Here is a 17,555-nt window from a genome sequence, read left to right as displayed (position 1 = left end):
GCTGAACTTATTACAAAAGAATTGTTCGCAAGTTATCCCGAATAACCTTAGCTGTTTCCTCTGAGGACATGCAGCGCAACTGGCTGAGAAGTTTCACGACAAGCGCTACATCAACTGGCTGAGAAGGTCTCTCGCCCGTGCGGGTAAAAGGTCCATCCGTTTCGGTCAGCATGCGCTCTAATGGGATGCACTCCACCATTGACGCATGTCTCTCATTTCCGAGCATTGCTGCATTGATGGAGAAATAGCAGCCTAAATCCAGCGCGCGTTTCGCTTCGCTTTTCGTTCCGGTGAACCAGTGGAGGACGATCTTCCCTCGCTCTGACGGTAGATGCGCTTCCACAAGATCGAGAACCATCTTGGCCGATCTGATGCTGTGGACCGTAATGATCTTGTCGCCAGCCTGCGCGCAACGCTGCAACACGTGCTGGAACACACGCTTTTGCGCATCGAGCGATTTGAAGAACCGGGGGCCGGCGTCCAATCCGACTTCACCGACATAGCGTGTCTCCGCCAGGTACCGATCCCACAGCTCGATCTCGTTTTCACGCTCAGCGACCAGTTGGGGGTGCAAGCCCAGTGCTGCTCGAACATGCTTTGTGCGCTGCGCTAGTTCGTGATTGCGGGGCCACGCACGGGGTGTCGTCGTTACGGCCAGCGTGAACACGCCGGACGCCTCAGCATCCTGGACCGCCGCCGCATGGTCCGGATAAAGATCAAGATGGCAATGGAAGTCCACAAGGCCTGCAGTAGCGATCATGCGCGCCCCTCACCCATCAACTTGGTCTCGCCTCAGCACCGTCAATAAGCCGTGCGACTTCGCCCAGGCCGCGCCGATAGACGTCGGCAAGCTGGTCCAAGTGCGCGCCTTCATCTGCAAGCGAGCCGGGTTTGTGGATCAAAAGGTTCGCGATCTGTGGCTTGCCCTTCAAGCGCTCAATCGCGTACTGGAACGACCTGACCTGTACTCCCATCGCCTGGCGTGTGTCTAACGGCTGCGCGTGAAGATCGGGAACCGTGTATGTTGTAGGGTCGTTCCCAGTACCCCATGCTGCCGTCAACGCTGCGCGACGGATCAGACATGGTAGGCAATAGCCACATTGTTCGATGCCATGTCCTAGCCATCGGGCCTTGGCGGGGGACGAGCACGATAGCGAATCTGTTGCCAGTTTCTTCAAGAGATTCGGGTTGCGGCAGGCTGCCGCCATCTCGCCTTTCGTCCTATCCCAGTATGGATTCCGAATTTCTCCGTCTATGCCGAGCGCGACAAGCAGATCGTTCCACCTCGCCATGTAATACGGATGCGTGGTGCGCGTGCTGTTTGATCCCAATCTCAGAGGGTCCAAAGGCACATTCAGAGCGATCAGCCCATTCTCGGGGACGCGCAGAACGAAACGCCGTCCGAGCCCAGTGCCTGCGAATACCCCGAGAGCGAAGAACAGGAACGACCTGCCTCGTGTGCTGTTCTCTGAGCCGACGCCTTCTACAAGACCATCCACGAAGGTCATGCCGACCCGCAACCGCTCGAAAGATGACTTGATGTAGTGCTTCTTCAAACCTGCAAACAGCTTGCCTTGAGCATCGCTCGTCGCTCCTTCCCCGAAGTGGCTGACCAGCAGGGGAGTGGAGCCGTCCTCCAGCAAGTCGATGGCGCCAATCAAGCTGTCCAGTCCGCCCGAGAACAAGCTGACAGAATCGAAGGGAGGAGCAATCAGGCTCGGAGGTTCGGCTTGAGCGATCGCCGCGAATCGAGCTGGGCGTGCTCTGAAACTGATCGTCCAGCGATCTCCAGTCAGGAAATCTAAAGATCTCCTGAGCGTAAGTGCTGCAGCATCCCAGCGAGCCGGATCGCTGACCGGAACGACGAGACGTATCTCGCGTGTCCATGAATCTTGAGACTGCTCAGTGCGAGAGATGCGCGTGTCGGCGGCATGCACGTGGGCGGCCAGCACCAGTAAGTCGATGCCGATTTCTGAAGGAAATACGCCGATCTTTTTCAGGCTTGTCAGCGCGCTACCGATACCGTGATCCAAAGATTTCTCTCCGGCGACGAGTTGCAGGTAGGTCGTTTGTTCATCGGTACCCGGCGTCACATCGAAGCGGTCGTCCGGGCCAAAGCGGCCCACCAGGAGTTGTCGCTTCATTGGTTGGCCTCCGCATCGCCAAGGGTATGCAAGATTGCAAAGGCGGATTCGTACACAGCGTCAACGAAGCCTTGAATTCGTTCAGGGGTGAGATTGGGGGTTTCCGCCCGCGCTCGTGTCAGCGCGTCGCTCACTCCTCCCCGGATGAAGTCGCGCAACTGCTGTTCGACGCGATGTGCAGCTTGTACATCTGGTGGCATGGTCACAGCCTTGGTACCGATGTCATTGCAGATGCGTGCCTCGATCGCATGAGTGGCATATAGCTCGAAAACCGTCTGCATTTGATCGGGAGTGAACGTGGTTAGATCGGTGAGCCCTTCGCTCGCCAGTTCAACGATGGTTTCGATATATGCCTGGCGGGCAATGCCTTCATCAACCGTACCCGCACCTGGGCAGATGTAATCGGCCAGCCCCACGAAAATTTCAGTGATTGGGCGCCCCGCCAACGATTCCAGGTTCAGGGCTCGCAGTGCTTCGCGTACACCTCGCGTTTGCGCGTCGGCGAGGAAGCCGAGGAGCCGCGCTCCGGCGCCGCGCGAGGCACCCATGCGTTGGGCAGCTTGGCGCGAACCACCAGCGGATGTTGAGACGTACTTTGAGACGGCACGGCCCAGGCTGGCTCGATCGCTGCCACCAGAGCCAGCGAATCGCGTGAAGCTATTGCGGGCGCCAGAGAAGCGTTGAGGGTCAGCTGTCCTGGGAATAGGCGGGCGGTTCGGCGGCGCCGGCGGGGTAGCACCATCAGCGGGCGGCTGGCCGTCTGGTCCTGCACCATCCCCCGGAGGGGTTCCAGGCGGGCTACCGCTGTCCGTATCACCTAACCATGACGGAATAAGTGGTGTCCCGCCGCCTGGGCCGCCATAAGCTGTTGAGGTTCCCATCAACGTCCTACCTTCAGATCTTTGAGCGCTGCTTCGGCGCTGGCCTTGAGGCCAAGATTTCCGGTGACTTTGCTCCAGTCTCCCAGTAGCTTTGTGAGGCGAGTAGCGCATTCGGTGTCTTTGATGACGCTTTGCCAGCCACTGACGGTCCAAGGCCCGCACTTACCACTTGGCAGCGCCTCCAGGAAGTCCATTAACCGGCTCTGGAGGCCGGGCTGTGCCTTCACAAGGATGGTGAGGCCATCTACACCTGCAGGTCTGGTCTCGAAAGCGCCGGAGCCCATAATCTTGCTGCGCACGGCCTCGAATACCTTCTCGGCTTCGGGTTGCACGAGTTGCTTTAACTCGGCTTCGTAGCTTTGGACGGTCATCTTGCCGCCGAACAGTTTCTCGACCACAGCAGCCAGGTGACCCAACACCGACACCGGGCCGAAGTAGTCCTTCTTGTCCTTTGTCACGAACAGGTAAGGGCGCAAATCGAGTCCTGATAGCTTCGGCAGGAGGCGCGCCCAGTCGCGCACAGCCTCGGACGACTTCCACTCGGTCAACACAGCGTTGTCAGACACAGAGGTGGGCTCAGTGGCCTTCTGCTCCTTCAGCTCGCTAGCCTTGCCGTCAGCCAGTGCAAGGCTCTTTTCCAGCGTTTCGAGGTCTTCACACAGCCCTTGCGGATGGACTGCCGCGACAAATGCGATCTGCTCGAACAACCTTGGGAGGAAGCGTTCCGCAAGCATGAGCTTCGCTAGCACGGGTAGCTTGATGTCGTCACCGAACCCGCGCGCGGTCGCAGTGCGCTCGCGCAGCAGCAACGTGTTGAGAAACCGCTTGATCTGGCGCGGGTTGCCCTTTGTACCGCTCGCCAAAATGGGACCGATCTGGTCGCTAAGTGCAAGTGCGTTCTTCGCCTTGTCGGCTTGCTTGCCGAGGGCCGTCTTGACCGCTGCGGCATCAAGACCGCCGTTGGTCCAAGGACGTTTCAGCTTCTCTCTTGCTACGGTGATTAGCTTTCCATAGTCCGCGTCGTCCTCCCCGACCTCGGCGCCGGCCAGCAACAACGTCACGTAGATCCGGGTCTCGGTCTCCCCCAGGGCCGGGATGCGGAACGGAACCTGGATGAGCTTTTCGAGGTAATTGCGGGCGTAATCGCGTGGTCCAGTGCTGTCGGGTAGATCAGGAAAGTGCTTACGCACCGCGTATTCGATCATCGCCTCGTCTGCTGCAACGACGAACGCCGTCTGGGCCGTGAAGACAAACAACCGGATCGCTTCGAGCGTTTCAATGGCCGTATCGGGCAGGCAGCGGTCGAGATCGTCGATCAGGACAACAAGCTGCTTGATGCCAGCATCTTTCAGGAGTTGGTCGAACGCTTTGCGGAAGGCCTCCACTTCTTCCGGCACATTCTTGGACTCGCCTGGTTTGAGTAGGTCTTTCGCTTCGTCGATGGCGGTCGAGAGGTTTTCTTTCGTAACAAACTTTGCAGGGTCTGCCACTAACGCTTCGAGTGAGCCGACAATAGTCCCGATTTGTTCGGGTGTCGGGATACCGGTGAATGCGGTCACGGCCAGACCGCCGGCTCGCTTGGCGACCTTCAACCAGTCGATGCGACGAAAGACATCCTTGACGGCCACTGCCGCCGTCTTCAATGCCGGACGCTTCTCGACCAAGCCCGAGACGATCCCTTCGATCAAGGCGATCTTCGCGTCCTCGAAGCCTTGAAAGCGCCATCCATTGAACTTGAGGCACAGGACATCGCCCTGATCGGAAAAACCAGCTTCGATCATTTCGAGCACGCTGGACTTTCCTGCCCCCCAGTCGCCGTGCACACCGATAGTCACCGGGTGGTCTGGCTTCGCGCGAAGTAGCCCAATGATCGTGGAGGCAATTGCCTCGTTGTTGAGTAGATCGACCTTGGTCTCGTTATCGGTCAGGATCATCTGTCTCTCCCTGAAGTCTTCTCAATCCCCTACCGCCAGGTGCAATCAGGTTGTTCCGCGATGCGACACCGACCACCCCGACGACAACGCCTCAGCCTGCTGCAACACCGTTTGCACCGCCGTGTCCTGAAGGTCTGGCGGGTAGCCGTACTTCCGCAGAATGCGCTTCACCAGCACACGCATCCGGGCACGGGCAGAGTCTCTGTGCGCCCAGTCAACCGATACGTTCTCGCGCAGGCTCGTCAGCAATTCGTGGGCGATCAGCTTGAGCTTGTCGTCGCCCATCATCTGCACGGCGCTTTCGTTCTCAGCCAGGGCGTCGTAGAAGGCAATCTCCTCGTCTGACAAGCCGGACTCTTCGCCACGCTGGCGTGCCGCACGGATGTCCTTGGCCAACTGGATCAGCTCCTGCAGCACCTCTGCGGTCGTGATCGCATTGGCGTGGTAGCGCGCCACAGCGTCTTCCAGGCGTTCCGAGAAGGCCTTGGTCTGCACCACGTTGGCCTTGCTGCGCGAGCGAATCCCATCGTTCAGCAACTTGCGCAGTGCTTCCAGAGCAAGATTCCTCTTCTCCATCTGTTGCACTTCGGCAAGGAACTCGTCGGAGAGGATGGAGATGTCCGGGCTCTTGACTCCCGCAGCCGCCAGGATGTCTACGATCTCGGTCGAGACCACAGCACGGCTAACGATTTGCTGGATAGCCAACTCGCGCTCCTGCTGGGCCATGCCAGACCCTGTGCTGCTCTTGACCAATGCAGCGCGAATCGCCTGGAAGAAGCCAACCTCCTCTCGAATTTCTCGCGCCTCGTCAGAGGCAGAGGCCAGAGCGTAAGCCTTGGACAATGCGAGCACGGCATCCTGGTATCGGCGGTGAGCGTTCTTCTTACCCTCCGCCGTTTTTTCCTTCTCAGCCAGCTTCTGCTGCAGATCGAGAATCCACTCGATGGCGCCAGCCATCATTACCAAGCGCTCTTGGGGCGTACCACCCATCGCCGACGCATAGTCGTAGCCGTGGTACATGTCCCGCACGACCTCGTACTTCTCCATCATCACTGCGATGGCCTGCGCTTCGTCGACACCGGTGTTTTCTTGGTCCTTCTTGGAGTACTGCTGCAGAGCGGACTTCAGGCTTTGCGCAATGCCGATGTAGTCCACGATCAGCCCTGCGGGCTTGTCGCGGAACACGCGGTTCACACGTGCAATCGCCTGCATTAGGCCATGCCCCTTCATCGGCTTATCCACGTACATCGTGTGCATGCACGGTGCGTCAAAGCCGGTGAGCCACATGTCCCGAACGATCACGAGCTTGAGCGGGTCTTTGGGATCGCGGGCGCGCTTGGCCAGCAGATCGCGCCGGGCCTTGTTGCCAATGTGCTGCTGCCACTCCTGCGGGTCGCTCGCCGCGCCAGTCATCACGACCTTGACTGCACCGGCATTGTCATCGGCGCTGTGCCAGTCGGGTCGCAGCTTGATGATCTCGTCGTAGAGCTTCACGCAAATGCGACGGCTCATACACACCACCATCGCCTTCCCATCAAGGGCTGCCACGCGGTCCTCGAAGTGGGCGACCATGTCCTTTGCCACCAGAGCAAGGCGCTTGTCGCTGCCAACCAGGGCTTCGACCGTTGACCACTTCTTCTTGAAACGCTCCTGGTCGGCCTCGGAGTCCTCCTCGGTCAGATCATCAACCTCGGCATCGATCTTCGGTTTCTCGCCCTCGTCGAGTTCGATGCGCGCCAGCCGCGACTCGTAGTAGATCGGCACGGTCGCGCCATCCTCGACAGCACGACTGATGTCGTAGACATCGATGTAGTTGCCGAACACCGCCGTGGTATTGACGTCGTCCGCTTCGATGGGCGTACCGGTAAAGCCGATGAAGGATGCGTTCGGCAGAGCGTCGCGCATGTACTTGGCAAAGCCATAAGAGATTTCGCCGGTCTTCGCGTCCACCTTGGCCTTAAAGCCGTATTGGCTGCGGTGCGCTTCATCTGCGATGACGACCACGTTGCGGCGTGTGGTGAGCGGCTCCGCAACCTCGCCGAACTTCTGCAAGGTCGTGAAAATCACGCCGCCCGATGCCCGGCTCAAAACCTTCTGCAGGTCTTCTCGGCCCTCGGCCTGCACCGGCGTCTGCCGGATCAGGTCGCGGCACATCGAGAAGGTAGAGAAGAGCTGATCGTCGAGGTCGTTGCGGTCAGTCAGCACCACCAACGTCGGGTTGGCCATTGCCGGGTGTTTGACCAGCTGCCCGGCGTAGAACGCCATCAGCAGGCTTTTACCAGAGCCTTGGGTATGCCAAATCACGCCCGCGCGTTTATCACCTGGACGTTGAGTTCTCACGCTAGGCAAACCGTAGTCAGCTGGGTCTTCTGACACACCCTGCAATGCCATCGAAGCACGAACAGTCGATGCCACCGCGTGTCGCACTGCGTGAAACTGGTGGTAGCCCGCGATGATCTTGGCCAGCCCAGAACCGGTTTCACCGAACACTGTGAAATGACGGAGCAGATCGAGCAGGCGGCGATGCTCAAACACGCCTTCAATCAGTGTCAAAAGTTCCGGCGCACCTTTCGGGGCAACGTCCGTGCCGTCGGTGGTGCGCCACGGCATGAAGCGCTCAAGGTCTGCCGAGAGTGAACCCACTCGGGCTGCAATGCCATCCGAGGTGACCAGCAGCGCGTTGGTGTTGAACAGCGCTGGGATTTGCTTCTTGTAGGTCTGCAGCTGGTTGAATGCACCCAGCAGATGCGCCCCCGCACTGCCCGGCGCTTTCAGCTCGATCACGCCCAACGGCAAGCCGTTTACGAACACCACCACATCGGGCCGCCGATTGTTCTGGCCGTTGATCACCACGAACTGACTCACAGCCAACCAGTCATTCTGCTCTGGGTGCTCGAAGTCGATCAGCGCGACTTTGCCCGCAGTCAGCGTGCCGTCGTCCGCGTAGTACTCGACGTCTACGCCTTCCGTCATCAGCTTGTGGAGGCGGCGGTTTTCTTCGAGCAATGAGGGCAGCTCGGACTGCGTCACCTTCCGAGTCGCATCCTGACGTGCCTCCAATGGCAGGCCTGGATTCAGACGCGCTACGGCGTCTTCGAACCGCTTCTTGAGCACAACCTCATCGTGGCTCTCACGTTCCGGACGGTGTCCATCGGGGCCGATCTCCTCCTCGCGTTCGACGATGTAATCGAGAGCTCGCAGCTGATCCAGTAACGCCTGCTCGACGGCGGCCTCAGATAGAAAAGCCATTATTGTTCTCCTGCGAATCTGGATTCACACATTTCTACTCAGCCCCCAAACCGAAAATTCCCCGCAACTCATTTATTTCTGTTGCAAAAATTTTCCGACTTTCTTCGTGGCGCACGGCCTCACCAATAACTTCGTACTCAAGCCGCCGATCCGGGTCTTCTCCTCGCGTCTTTCTAAATATGCAAAGACGAGTCGTGTGACCCACGCCGTCCTCGCGAAAATGAACCATCGGGCGAAGTCCGAAAATTAACCCGTCGGCAATCACCAGCATCTGCCCTTGCTGAAAATATTTTGCAGATTCAAGCATTTGTTGATGACTAATTTTTATATTCTGAATTGTCCTGGTGGAGCTATGCCCTTTGAATATTTCGCATCTCAGTGTTGTTCCATCAACTTGACTCAAATACCGAACGATTTGAATGTCCTCTAGGCCATCCAGCTCTGCAAGAACCTCCACGACGTCTACATAACACTCGCTAATCCAGCTTCGTGCCTGTGCCTCAGACTGCGCTGCGCTGTGAGAGAAGGCATTTCGAGACTGGTTGAGCTCCTTCATCGCCGCGAGTGTCGCCGCCGGTGATATTTTTGCGACGGCTGGCAATATTCCTGCGGCGCTCAACTGGGTAGTTATCCCCTCTATGTTCTCGAGTCTCTTTGCAACGCTGTCGGTGAAAAAGTCTTTAAACTTCAGCGGATCTACGACCTGGATATTTCGATGACGGCATTCCGCCACGGCGAGCGCGTGCAGGATGTCGATCACCGACTCCCATGTATCTCGGAGAAGGTGAAGGCGCTGCAGATCACTTTCGTACCCATTTTCGAATCGGTAGAAATAGTAGGCAATCGGTGATGGAAATTGATTGCATACGGATTCTTTTATTCCCTCTTCGCGCTGCTGCGTGAAGTCCGAAAATGTAGCCTCATAAGTATCCGGACTCATTGTGAAAAGAACAAAACTTGGCCTTGGCTGATAACCCAGAATGTCGAGTGTTCCGCCCGACTGTTCTGAGTACCGCTCATCCAACCATTCGTTGTATGGTGGACAGGCCTCATAATTGTTGGCGTCGAGCTGAAGCTTCATCTGATCAAGCTCCGAGAATCCGCTCGGCATCCTGAACACGCAGTTCGCCGGAGACTAGCTTGGGCAACAGCGTGTCGCGCAATTTGACCAATGCGAGATTTTCATTGGTCGACATCTTGTCGAGTAATGAGTGCGCCTGTGCCGCGAACGCTTCCAATAGTACCGCCGATGGCATGGCAACCATCTCAGACTCTAGAAAGCGCGTGGTCTGAAAATTTGCGATTCCCGTACTTTGATTTTGGTATTCCCAAGTTCCTCCTGCGGCATAAAGATGCTGCAGATGCATGAAGGCAAGCGCGCCCATGCCTCTGTTCTTGGGCCGGAGGCGCCTACAAAAGCTAGCGCAAACAACAGCATTACTAAATCTATCAAGGGTGGCCTCCGAAATAAAAATAGAACGACCAGTTGGTTGCGTTGGGCTGCCTCCAGAAATTTCCAAAACTATATCGCCGGCTTGCAACTGACGAGATGCGAGTTTTTTTTCAGTCGTATACCGAGTAGGCACTTTCCCAATGCCGCCCGAAGAGATATCGGGGAAGTCGGTTCCGCGAATTACGGAGACGACTTGATTGTGGTCACCCTCTGAAATTTCTTTTCCCCAGTCCCCGCCGATTGTGCTCTCTAATAGCGAGCCAAACTGGGTGTGTTCCCACCCCTCTGGAATCTCGCCGTGCGCCGACTCGACGAAGCGGTCGGGGAAGTGGTCGTAAAGGTGTGCGGGCAAACCAGGTATCGACTGGTCACGGTGCCAGCGGCCTTCTTGCTTGGCTCGAACCGGCTCGAAGTCCACAAACCACGCTTTGTACAAGGCTCGGGCCATCGCCTCCAGCGTTTCGTTCTGCTTACGGTTGAGCTCAATCTTGTTGTCCAACGTGCCGAGGATGTGGGCGATGGCGGCTTGAGACCGCAAGTCACCGATGCACGGGAATGTCTCTTGAGCAAATCTTGAGAATTGAAAGTTGGCGATGCCCGTGGATTGATTTTCAAAATCAGCGATCTCGCCTGTCAGGTGCAGCGCATCAATCTGATAGACGATGAAGTTAGGGTTGACTCGCTGCGCATCCAAGCGGAGAAGCCGACAAAAACTAGCTGGAATCACATTATCCCCGAGTGAATCAAGCATTTTTTGCGTGACAAACAACGCCCGCCCAGTGTGCTGACCACTGGCAGCACTTCCCCCTGACACCTCAATAACGATATCGCCAGGCCTCAGTCGACGATTTTTGACCTTCGTACTTGATTCATACCTTACTGGAACAGATGAGAACTCGCCGACTCTAAGGCGCGGGATATCAGTGCCTCGAATGACAGAGACACGAGTATTGTTAGTAGCATCCTCAGTTTCAGCGCCCCATCCACCACCAATTGTGTGAAGCGCAAGTTGTTCTAAAGACTCATTCGCCATACCCAAGCTCCTTCAGGTTGGCTTCAATCGCCGCATCGAGCTTGGCCGCTTGCTCCCGCTGTCCCCGCCAGAGTGCAGAAAGCCGTGCCATTTTTTCCTCGAAAGCTTCCCCATCGTCTTCCACATCCGCCGCACCCACGTAGCGCCCGGGGTTGAGCACATAGCCGTGTGTGCGAATGTGGTCAATTGACGCCGACTTGCAAAAGCCCGCCACGTCGGCGTACTCCACAGCACCGTCCTCACCGCGCCAAGCGTGGTAGGTATCGGTGATTCTTTGGACTTCTTCGTCGGTGAGTTCGCGCCGGGTGCGATCCACCAGCACGCCCAACTTACGGGCGTCGATGAACAGCACTTGCCCTCGCCGGTCACGCAGCCCCCCCGCTTTCCCGTTCGCGGGATTCTTGTTTCGGGCCAGGAACCAAAGGCAAGCGGGGATCTGCGTGGAGTAGAACAGTTGTCCGGGCAGCGCTACCATACAGTCCACCGCGTCGGCCTCGATCATCGCCTTGCGAATGTCGCCTTCGCCAGACTGGTTGGTGCTCATCGAGCCGTTGGCCAGCACCACGCCCGCCGTGCCGTTGGGCGCAAGGTGGTGGTAGATGTGCTGGAGCCACGCGTAGTTGGCGTTGCCCATGGGCGGCGCGCCGAACTTCCAGCGCACGTCTTCCCGCAGGCGGTCGCCGCCCCAGTCGGACACATTGAAAGGCGGATTGGCTAGGACGAAGTCTGCCTTTAGGTCACGTAGTTCGTCCTTGTGGAAGCTGCCCTCGTTGTTCCAGCGGATGTCCGAGTCGATGCCCCGCACAGCCAAGTTCATCTTGGCCAGTCGCCACGTGGTGTAGTTCGACTCCTGCCCGTAAATCGCAATGTCGCCAATGCGGCCACCATGCTCCTGCACGAACTTCTCCGACTGCACGAACATCCCGCCCGAGCCGCAGCACGGGTCGTAGACGCGGCCTGAGTACGGCTCCAGCATTTCGACCAGCACGCGCACCACGGAGCGCGGCGTGTAGAACTCGCCGCCGCGCTTGCCTTCGGCTCCGGCGAACTGGCCCAGGAAATACTCGTACACGCGCCCGAGGATGTCCTTAGAGCGGTCGCCTTCCTCGTTGAGCGCAATGCCGGAAATCAGGTCGATCAGCTCACCTAGCATCACCTTGTTGAGCGCGGGCCGAGCGTAGTCCTTGGGCAGCACGCCCTTGAGCGACTCGTTGTCCTTTTCGATGGCGCGCATCGCGTCATCGATCAAGGTGCCGATGGTGGGCAGCTTGGCGTTGGCCTGCAGGTTCGACCAGCGCGCCTCCTTGGGCACCCAGAACACGTTGTCAGCGAGGTACTCGTCTTTGTCCTCGGCGGCCTGCACGTCTTCAGCCAGCAGCGCTTTGTGCTTGGCCTCGAAGGCATCGGAGATGTACTTCAAGAAGATGAGCCCGAGCGCGACGTGCTTGTAGTCGCTTGGCTCCATATTGCCGCGCAGCTTGTCGGCGGCCTTGAAAAGATCAGCCTCGAAGCCGAGGTTGCCTCCGTTCCCGTTCTTGGCGGTGTCGTTCTGTGCCATCGTGTTCTTATCCTTTGCGTGATGTTTTTGCTGCCGGGGCTTGATAGCCCGGTGCGAGCTTTGCGTTCTCAACGCCGTACAGGGCCAGCGGATCGCTGAGCCATAGGCGGTACTGTTCTTCCTTGAGCCGGTGGTCGGGCGAGCAGTCCACGCTCCAGCGCAGCAGCATGTACCCCGCGACCGCAGCGCGAACGCGCATCCGAATCGAACCCTCAGTCATCCCGTAATCCAACTTGATGATCTCGGGGTGATCAAGGCGCGGATGCGGCACGAAGTCCAACTCGACGATGCGCGTCCACTGGATGTCGTTGTCCGGACGCTCGTTGGCCTGTGGTTCCTCGTCGAGCAGCGTTGGCGCTTCGATGCGGGTGACGACGAAATCCCGAAACTCTCCGCTCTTGCGATCAAAGGCCCGGACGTGCCAGCGCAGGCCGGTATCCACCAGCGCGAAGGGAACGATGATGCGCTCGGACTCACCGCTGCTCATCGAGTGGTAGCGGATGGCGACAGGCCGCTTGGCGTGGATCGCCCGGCAAACCGGGGCAAGCACGTCCATCCTGGGGTTGCTCAGAGCGGTGGGTGACTCGCACGGCAGCAGCGGCTGCGTTGCACCGTTCAAGCCATCGCCGAAGCCGAGCGCCAGCGCCGACAGCACGCGCTGCGATGCGTGGTCGAACAGCGGCGAGAATGCCTGCCCGATCCGGTAGATCTTGTTGCTGCCGTCAAAGGTGATGTTCTGCGGCGCGATTTCCCGGTACAGCGCCAAGTCGCGTGTCGCCCCTGCCGGAGCCACGCCGAAGCGCTCAATCAGGTCTGGGCGACCGATCTCACCGAAGAAGTAGAGTCGGAAGTCGATGTAGGCGAGCCGCTCGCGCTGGGCGTGGCTCAAGCTCTCGACGCGCTGGGGTTGAGTCACCGAAGGCTCCTCATCCAAGACGGACGGCCAAAAGTCTGAGATTGGTTTTATATTGGACCATTCTATGGCGCATAATGTAATCACTTTGATCACATTATGCGCCGTCAAGCGGACTCCTGCAACACAGCTACACCTCTACGCCGGGTCGTCAAGTTCAGAACAAGCTAGCCCCCTAGGCGGCGCACGCTAGCTGCACCCAGTTGCAGTCGTTAGCTCTATTCCGGCTCCTCACGATGAACCCCCTGAATGCCCAAGCCATACCTCGCCTCCAGCTCCAAAATCCGCGCCTCACGCGCTTCCAACTGCTTGATCAGGGCCTGCGCTTCCATCATGGTTTTCTCGGCAAATGAACGCAGTTGGCGGTCTCGTTCGCCCGTCCCACGCGTGATCTCTCGCGCACGCTGGAGCAGCGCGGCCTGCGCCGGCAGCCCGAACTTCACCCGCGTCCACTGCGCACGACTCATGCGCTGGCGACCCGGCCCCAAACGAGCGAGTCCAGACGGACCGGCAACGTGCTCCCAGAATCGGTCCTGAAATGCGCGCATTGCCGTGTTGTAGGCAAGGCGCTGTTCCTTGGGTGTTTGAGCGCCCTTTGCCGCACGGAAGCCGGGATGTAAGTCCTTGACGTTGCCACCGTCAGGATTGACGACATAGAAGTGGAGGTGCGGGTGCGCCTCATCGGTGTGCTCGACAACGGACCGAAGGCGATCACCGAATTCCGTTTGCAGCCACTCCAAGGTGCTTTGCTTCCAGTAGCTGTACTCAATGCCTCCACGTGGATACGACGCTACGCCAGCCATCAGTACGGACGCATCCTTTCGCAAACGGCGACCAGCTGCGTCACGGCTGCGCGCATGGATGGCGCCAATCTCGGCTTCCAGCTCTGCCAGGCTGGGACCATGCAGCAGGTTGGGTGACCTCGGTCTCGGCACATGCAAGCAGGCTTGCGGCTCGCGGCTGGCCTCAGCAATCACGTCGCGCACAGCCCATTTCCGATCCGCTCCCCGCGAGGTTTTCTTCGGTGAGTGCAGCGAATAGACAGCGATGTGAACAAACTGGATGCCGCCTGTGATCATGGCGCACCGTGTTCGCAAACATAGTGACCGACTATATTTATCGCCGCTGTCGCAACGATAAATGTCGGCCAGGGGGAAATCCCCTGGACCCCGCCGCCCAATGTGCGAACAGTGTGTTGAAACTGTGCGAACCAATGGGCGAAACTGTGTGAACAATTGGCCGATTTGATACCAACCATTGTGCTAACAATGTGGCCATGATGTGGGGGCACGGTGGCGCATATTGTGTAATCAGTGTGTGAGTTGCCCACGGCTTCTCCGCTGATTACCGAAAATTTGGGTGAGCAGACCGTCGTTCACCAGGCTCTTCAACAACTCCGGCGCAACCAAATGGACTGGGGTTGATGGGACCTGCAGCAGCCTTTCGATGACAGCATCGAGTGGAAGCCGGGCCACATACTCGCGCAGTACGAGGCCGGTGTCCGTATATTCGATCAACGTGTTCTGATCGAGCGCAATGAGACAAAGCCGCATGCATCGGTCGTTGCCGAGAGCTGGTTGCTGTACGCATTCAATATTGACCCTGCCTGTCGCCACGGTGCAGGTTTGCATCCATCCCCAGCCAGCCCATTTGTCATCCGCCACGACATCTCGCCAAGCGAATCGGCTTTCCAAGTTTTTGTTGTTCATGCTGTGCCTCGTGTCATTACCGGTGTCTGCGCCTTCTTTGCGAGTTCATCGCGCATCTGCTGGAGCCTTTCTCTGACTTGAGCCCGATCCACCGATGGCCGATCCGTCTCGATTGTTTGAGCGAGCTCAGCTGCGGCTTCCACGGCGCGTTGCCGCCTGATGATTTGCCGAAGGTCCCTTCGCAGCTCTGACCCAGCCGACAAGCTGAACTTGCCCTCGCGAGCCCTGCGCAGCAGGGAGGCAAGGAATTGGGGGACAGTTTTGCGGATGCTGTTTTGTCGCCTGCATTCGAGGACTTCTGCCAAAACATCCAGAGCTACAGATGTGGGGACGGCTGCCAGCCGGTCTCGATCACCAGTTGCTGGACAAAGCCCTGGAAGGCGAGCTGCTGCCGCTCGCTGATCGGCTGCCGGTCGGGGATGGCCAGCATGGGCGGCTTGGGGCCAGCCGTACGGACATTGCCGCTGTGGTCGACCGCCATCTGCTGCATGAAGAGGTGCAGGTTGGCGGCGTTGTTGACCGCGTACCCCACTGACTGCCCCCAGCACACCGAGAAGGTGGGTACAGGTTCGGACTTGGTTTTGCTCCACCAAATCGTGGCCGTGCCGACCCAGCAGTCGTTGCGCGACCAGTCCGTGACCGTGACAGCCACTCGCGGGAAGTAGGTCTTGGGCGTTCCGTCGTAGGGATGCTTCGCGAAGACGCCTGCCAGCGCTGTTGCACGGATGCCAGGAGCGCCGGGCGGCGCGCTTTGGTCTGGCCTGGCTTGATTGGCAACATCTGCTGGGCGAGCCTCGGTAGCAGGAGGTAGCGCTGGGTTGCCTTGGCTAGCTTTGGATACGCCACCCAGGGAGAGATGAACCTTGGTCGAGCCGTCAGCCTGTGGCTGTGAAGTGACACAGCCGGTCACGGTCGTCACAACGGCCAGCCCGGCCAGCATCCGAAAGCAGACTCCACTCATCCATCAGCTCCCTTTGATCTCAAGTGGAGCCAATTATGAAGACTATATTCGACATTGTAGAATATAGTCCGTGGATTAAAGGTCTCGTGACGCCCATGCTCGGCGTTGATGGGACGAGACTACGAGCAAGTGCGTCAGGACTTGGCGCGCAACATGAAAGACTTCCGGGGCAGGCGTGGCTTGTCGCAGGAGGCGCTCGCCCTGAGCGCGGATGTGGATCGCACCTACGTGAGTCAGATCGAGCGCGCCGTGGGCAACCCCTCCCTGCTGGTCCTGTGCAAGCTGGGCTCGATCCTGGAGACCGACGTGCTCGATCTCTTGGCTGAGCAGGCCAAGTAAGCACGGGTGCGGCCCTCCACACGGGGACGCTCGCAAAAAATGTATACGGAGGTGACTACGGAATGCGACGATCTGCACTGGGCCCCAGTAAAAATGGCACTTCCGAGGCCATCTTCCGCTTTACGTCTGACGCTCTCGTCTGCCAAGACCACCGACACCCCGGCCATCGCGCCGGGGTGTTTTGTTTTCAGCGCTGGAAAAGCGAGGCCTTCAACCCTGTTGTCCCGCGAACGTCATCTCGACGTATTCGCCGTCGTCCGACACGCCACGGCCGGTCACCTGGAAGCCATGACTTGTGTAAAACGCGCTGGCGCGCGTATTTCGAACAAGGCACTTCAGCCGATAACGGTGCCCCGGCCAGCCGGGCAGGGCTTGCAGTAACCGCGCGCCAACGCCGCTTCCTTGCGACGACTCTCGGACATAGAGCATGTGGATGAAATCGTCGGCGCGCCACACCGAGACGAAGCCCAGAACACTGCCGTCACCCGATTTCGCGACAATCACCTCCTCGCCCGCCGAATGCAACGCGAAATCGTTCTCGTCAAAGGTCGACGGATCGAGCCACGTCATCGTGGCGACGCGCACCTCGTAATAGAGTCTCGCGACTTCACGTCGATCTGCATCCGCCAGCGCCTCGACAACGTAATCGCCGCCGCCGGCACGAGAGGTTTCGAACTCGCTCACGCCGCCCATCCTTCACGAATGATCCGAGCGATTTGCTCGCCCGTCGCACGATTGTGCGCTTGTACCAGTGCGACGGCACCGGCATCGTCACCCGTCTCGCATAAACGCAGCAACTCGCGATGCTCCTCATGCGAGCGCAACGCGTTGCCCGCCTTCTGCCAGGTGAGAAACAGATAGCGTCCGAGGTTCAGTCGCGCTGTCGCCACGGCGCGCTGGAAATACGGGCGCTCCGCCTTCGCGTAGAGCATGCCGTGAAACGCGGCGTTGCGCGTCACGATGTCCGCGAGGTCAGTCGCCGCCTCAAGCGCATCGAGTGCCGCTCGCGCACGAGAGAGATCCGCGCGCGAAAGATTCGGCATCGCCAGCGCCATCAGGCGCCCCTCGAGCATTGCGCGAAAATCCGCCAGCTCCAACGCATCCGCTTCCGTCAGTGCCGTCACCACCGTGCCGCGATTGACCCGGCTCACCGCCAGCCCATCCGACGCCAGCATCGTCAGCGCTTCACGCACCGGGACATGACTCACGCCCAGCGCCGCCGCCAGATGGTCCTGACGCAGGGCCTCGCCCGGCTTCAACTCGCCACGGCCGATCTGCTCGCGCAGCGCTTCGTACGTGCGCTCCACCGCCGTTCCCATCCCCGATTCCTGACGCATTGACGATCTCCATCGGCAAATTATATATAATCGTTTCAAATTAT

General features: G+C 58.8%; 15 protein-coding genes. 1 reads left to right on the top strand and 14 read right to left on the bottom strand.

Features of this window, described 5'->3' with window-relative positions; genetic code table 11:
* Positions 1–10: 10 nt before the first annotated feature.
* The 12 genes from qatD to PBR20603_RS20345 all read right to left on the bottom strand — a co-directional run bounded on the left by qatD (position 11) and on the right by PBR20603_RS20345 (position 15,814).
* Positions 11–760: a Qat anti-phage system TatD family nuclease QatD gene (gene qatD / locus PBR20603_RS20400; protein ID WP_150561273.1), complete on the bottom strand. Its 750-nt coding sequence runs from the start codon at positions 758–760 to the stop codon at positions 11–13.
* 16 nt (positions 761–776) lie between these two features.
* Positions 777–2,144, bottom strand: a complete 1,368-nt coding sequence (gene qatC, locus PBR20603_RS20395; RefSeq protein ID WP_150561272.1) for a Qat anti-phage system QueC-like protein QatC — start codon at positions 2,142–2,144, stop codon at positions 777–779.
* Complete coding sequence (gene qatB / locus PBR20603_RS24515; protein WP_150561319.1) at positions 2,141–3,025, bottom strand: Qat anti-phage system associated protein QatB; 885 nt, start codon at positions 3,023–3,025, stop codon at positions 2,141–2,143. Before qatB ends, qatC begins: the two co-directional genes overlap by 4 nt.
* Positions 3,025–4,959: a Qat anti-phage system ATPase QatA gene (gene qatA / locus PBR20603_RS20385; protein WP_150561271.1), complete on the bottom strand. Its 1,935-nt coding sequence runs from the start codon at positions 4,957–4,959 to the stop codon at positions 3,025–3,027. The genes qatB and qatA overlap by 1 nt, the downstream gene beginning before the upstream one ends.
* Positions 4,960–5,004: 45 nt before the next feature.
* A complete protein-coding gene (locus tag PBR20603_RS20380) occupies positions 5,005–8,208 on the bottom strand; it encodes a type I restriction endonuclease subunit R (protein WP_150561270.1) in 3,204 nt (1,067 codons plus the stop codon).
* A gap of 34 nt (positions 8,209–8,242) precedes the next feature.
* Entirely contained in the window at positions 8,243–9,289 is a 1,047-nt protein-coding gene (locus tag PBR20603_RS20375) for a hypothetical protein (protein WP_150561269.1), read from the bottom strand.
* Between the two features lie 4 nt (positions 9,290–9,293).
* Positions 9,294–10,694, bottom strand: coding sequence for a restriction endonuclease subunit S (locus PBR20603_RS20370; RefSeq protein ID WP_150561268.1), 1,401 nt, complete (start codon positions 10,692–10,694; stop codon positions 9,294–9,296).
* On the bottom strand, positions 10,684–12,252 hold the full coding sequence (locus PBR20603_RS20365; RefSeq protein ID WP_150561267.1) for a class I SAM-dependent DNA methyltransferase: 1,569 nt from the start codon (positions 12,250–12,252) through the stop codon (positions 10,684–10,686). The genes PBR20603_RS20370 and PBR20603_RS20365 overlap by 11 nt, the downstream gene beginning before the upstream one ends.
* 7 nt (positions 12,253–12,259) lie before the next feature.
* The gene (locus tag PBR20603_RS20360; RefSeq protein WP_217425982.1) at positions 12,260–13,168 is read right to left on the bottom strand and encodes a helix-turn-helix transcriptional regulator; all 909 of its coding nucleotides are present in this window, start codon (positions 13,166–13,168) and stop codon (positions 12,260–12,262) included.
* 215 nt (positions 13,169–13,383) lie between these two features.
* Positions 13,384–14,244 carry a plasmid recombination protein gene (locus PBR20603_RS20355; RefSeq protein WP_150561266.1) on the bottom strand — a complete coding sequence of 287 codons (861 nt, stop codon included), beginning with the start codon at positions 14,242–14,244 and terminating at the stop codon, positions 13,384–13,386.
* Between the two features lie 231 nt (positions 14,245–14,475).
* On the bottom strand, positions 14,476–14,874 hold the full coding sequence (locus tag PBR20603_RS20350) for a hypothetical protein (RefSeq protein ID WP_150561265.1): 399 nt from the start codon (positions 14,872–14,874) through the stop codon (positions 14,476–14,478).
* 316 nt (positions 14,875–15,190) lie between these two features.
* The gene (locus PBR20603_RS20345; RefSeq protein WP_246174877.1) at positions 15,191–15,814 is read right to left on the bottom strand and encodes a hypothetical protein; all 624 of its coding nucleotides are present in this window, start codon (positions 15,812–15,814) and stop codon (positions 15,191–15,193) included.
* Positions 15,815–15,943: 129 nt separating this feature from the next.
* Here PBR20603_RS20345 and PBR20603_RS20340 point away from each other — a divergent pair, with 129 nt between their 5' ends.
* Positions 15,944–16,174, top strand: coding sequence for a helix-turn-helix domain-containing protein (locus PBR20603_RS20340; protein ID WP_150561264.1), 231 nt, complete (start codon positions 15,944–15,946; stop codon positions 16,172–16,174).
* Between the two features lie 210 nt (positions 16,175–16,384).
* Here the strand turns inward: PBR20603_RS20340 and PBR20603_RS20335 are convergent, their stop codons facing one another.
* On the bottom strand, positions 16,385–16,858 hold the full coding sequence (locus tag PBR20603_RS20335) for a GNAT family N-acetyltransferase (protein WP_217425981.1): 474 nt from the start codon (positions 16,856–16,858) through the stop codon (positions 16,385–16,387).
* The gene (locus PBR20603_RS20330; RefSeq protein ID WP_150561262.1) at positions 16,855–17,511 is read right to left on the bottom strand and encodes a GntR family transcriptional regulator; all 657 of its coding nucleotides are present in this window, start codon (positions 17,509–17,511) and stop codon (positions 16,855–16,857) included. Before PBR20603_RS20330 ends, PBR20603_RS20335 begins: the two co-directional genes overlap by 4 nt.
* Positions 17,512–17,555 lie beyond the last annotated feature (44 nt).

Source organism: Pandoraea bronchicola, from assembly GCF_902459805.1.
In the GTDB taxonomy this organism is placed as follows: Bacteria; Pseudomonadota; Gammaproteobacteria; order Burkholderiales; family Burkholderiaceae; genus Pandoraea; species Pandoraea bronchicola.
Note: the sequence above shows the minus strand (reverse complement) of the source record. Positions and strands in the feature narration are given on the sequence as shown.

Bases quoted from the DNA above. Each gene is read 5' to 3' on its own strand.
- PBR20603_RS20370 (WP_150561268.1), bottom strand. From the start codon at position 10,694: ATGGCGAATGAGTCTTTAGAACAACTTGCGCTTCACACAATTGGTGGT.
- PBR20603_RS20345 (WP_246174877.1), bottom strand. From the start codon at position 15,814: ATGCTGGCCGGGCTGGCCGTTGTGACGACCGTGACCGGCTGTGTCACT.
- PBR20603_RS20330 (WP_150561262.1), bottom strand. From the start codon at position 17,511: ATGCGTCAGGAATCGGGGATGGGAACGGCGGTGGAGCGCACGTACGAA.
- qatC (WP_150561272.1), bottom strand. From the start codon at position 2,144: ATGAAGCGACAACTCCTGGTGGGCCGCTTTGGCCCGGACGACCGCTTC.
- PBR20603_RS20380 (WP_150561270.1), bottom strand. From the start codon at position 8,208: ATGGCTTTTCTATCTGAGGCCGCCGTCGAGCAGGCGTTACTGGATCAG.
- PBR20603_RS20375 (WP_150561269.1), bottom strand. From the start codon at position 9,289: ATGAAGCTTCAGCTCGACGCCAACAATTATGAGGCCTGTCCACCATAC.
- PBR20603_RS20340 (WP_150561264.1), top strand. From the start codon at position 15,944: ATGGGACGAGACTACGAGCAAGTGCGTCAGGACTTGGCGCGCAACATG.
- PBR20603_RS20365 (WP_150561267.1), bottom strand. From the start codon at position 12,252: ATGGCACAGAACGACACCGCCAAGAACGGGAACGGAGGCAACCTCGGC.
- PBR20603_RS20350 (WP_150561265.1), bottom strand. From the start codon at position 14,874: ATGAACAACAAAAACTTGGAAAGCCGATTCGCTTGGCGAGATGTCGTG.
- qatD (WP_150561273.1), bottom strand. From the start codon at position 760: ATGATCGCTACTGCAGGCCTTGTGGACTTCCATTGCCATCTTGATCTT.
- PBR20603_RS20355 (WP_150561266.1), bottom strand. From the start codon at position 14,244: ATGATCACAGGCGGCATCCAGTTTGTTCACATCGCTGTCTATTCGCTG.
- qatB (WP_150561319.1), bottom strand. From the start codon at position 3,025: ATGGGAACCTCAACAGCTTATGGCGGCCCAGGCGGCGGGACACCACTT.
- qatA (WP_150561271.1), bottom strand. From the start codon at position 4,959: ATGATCCTGACCGATAACGAGACCAAGGTCGATCTACTCAACAACGAG.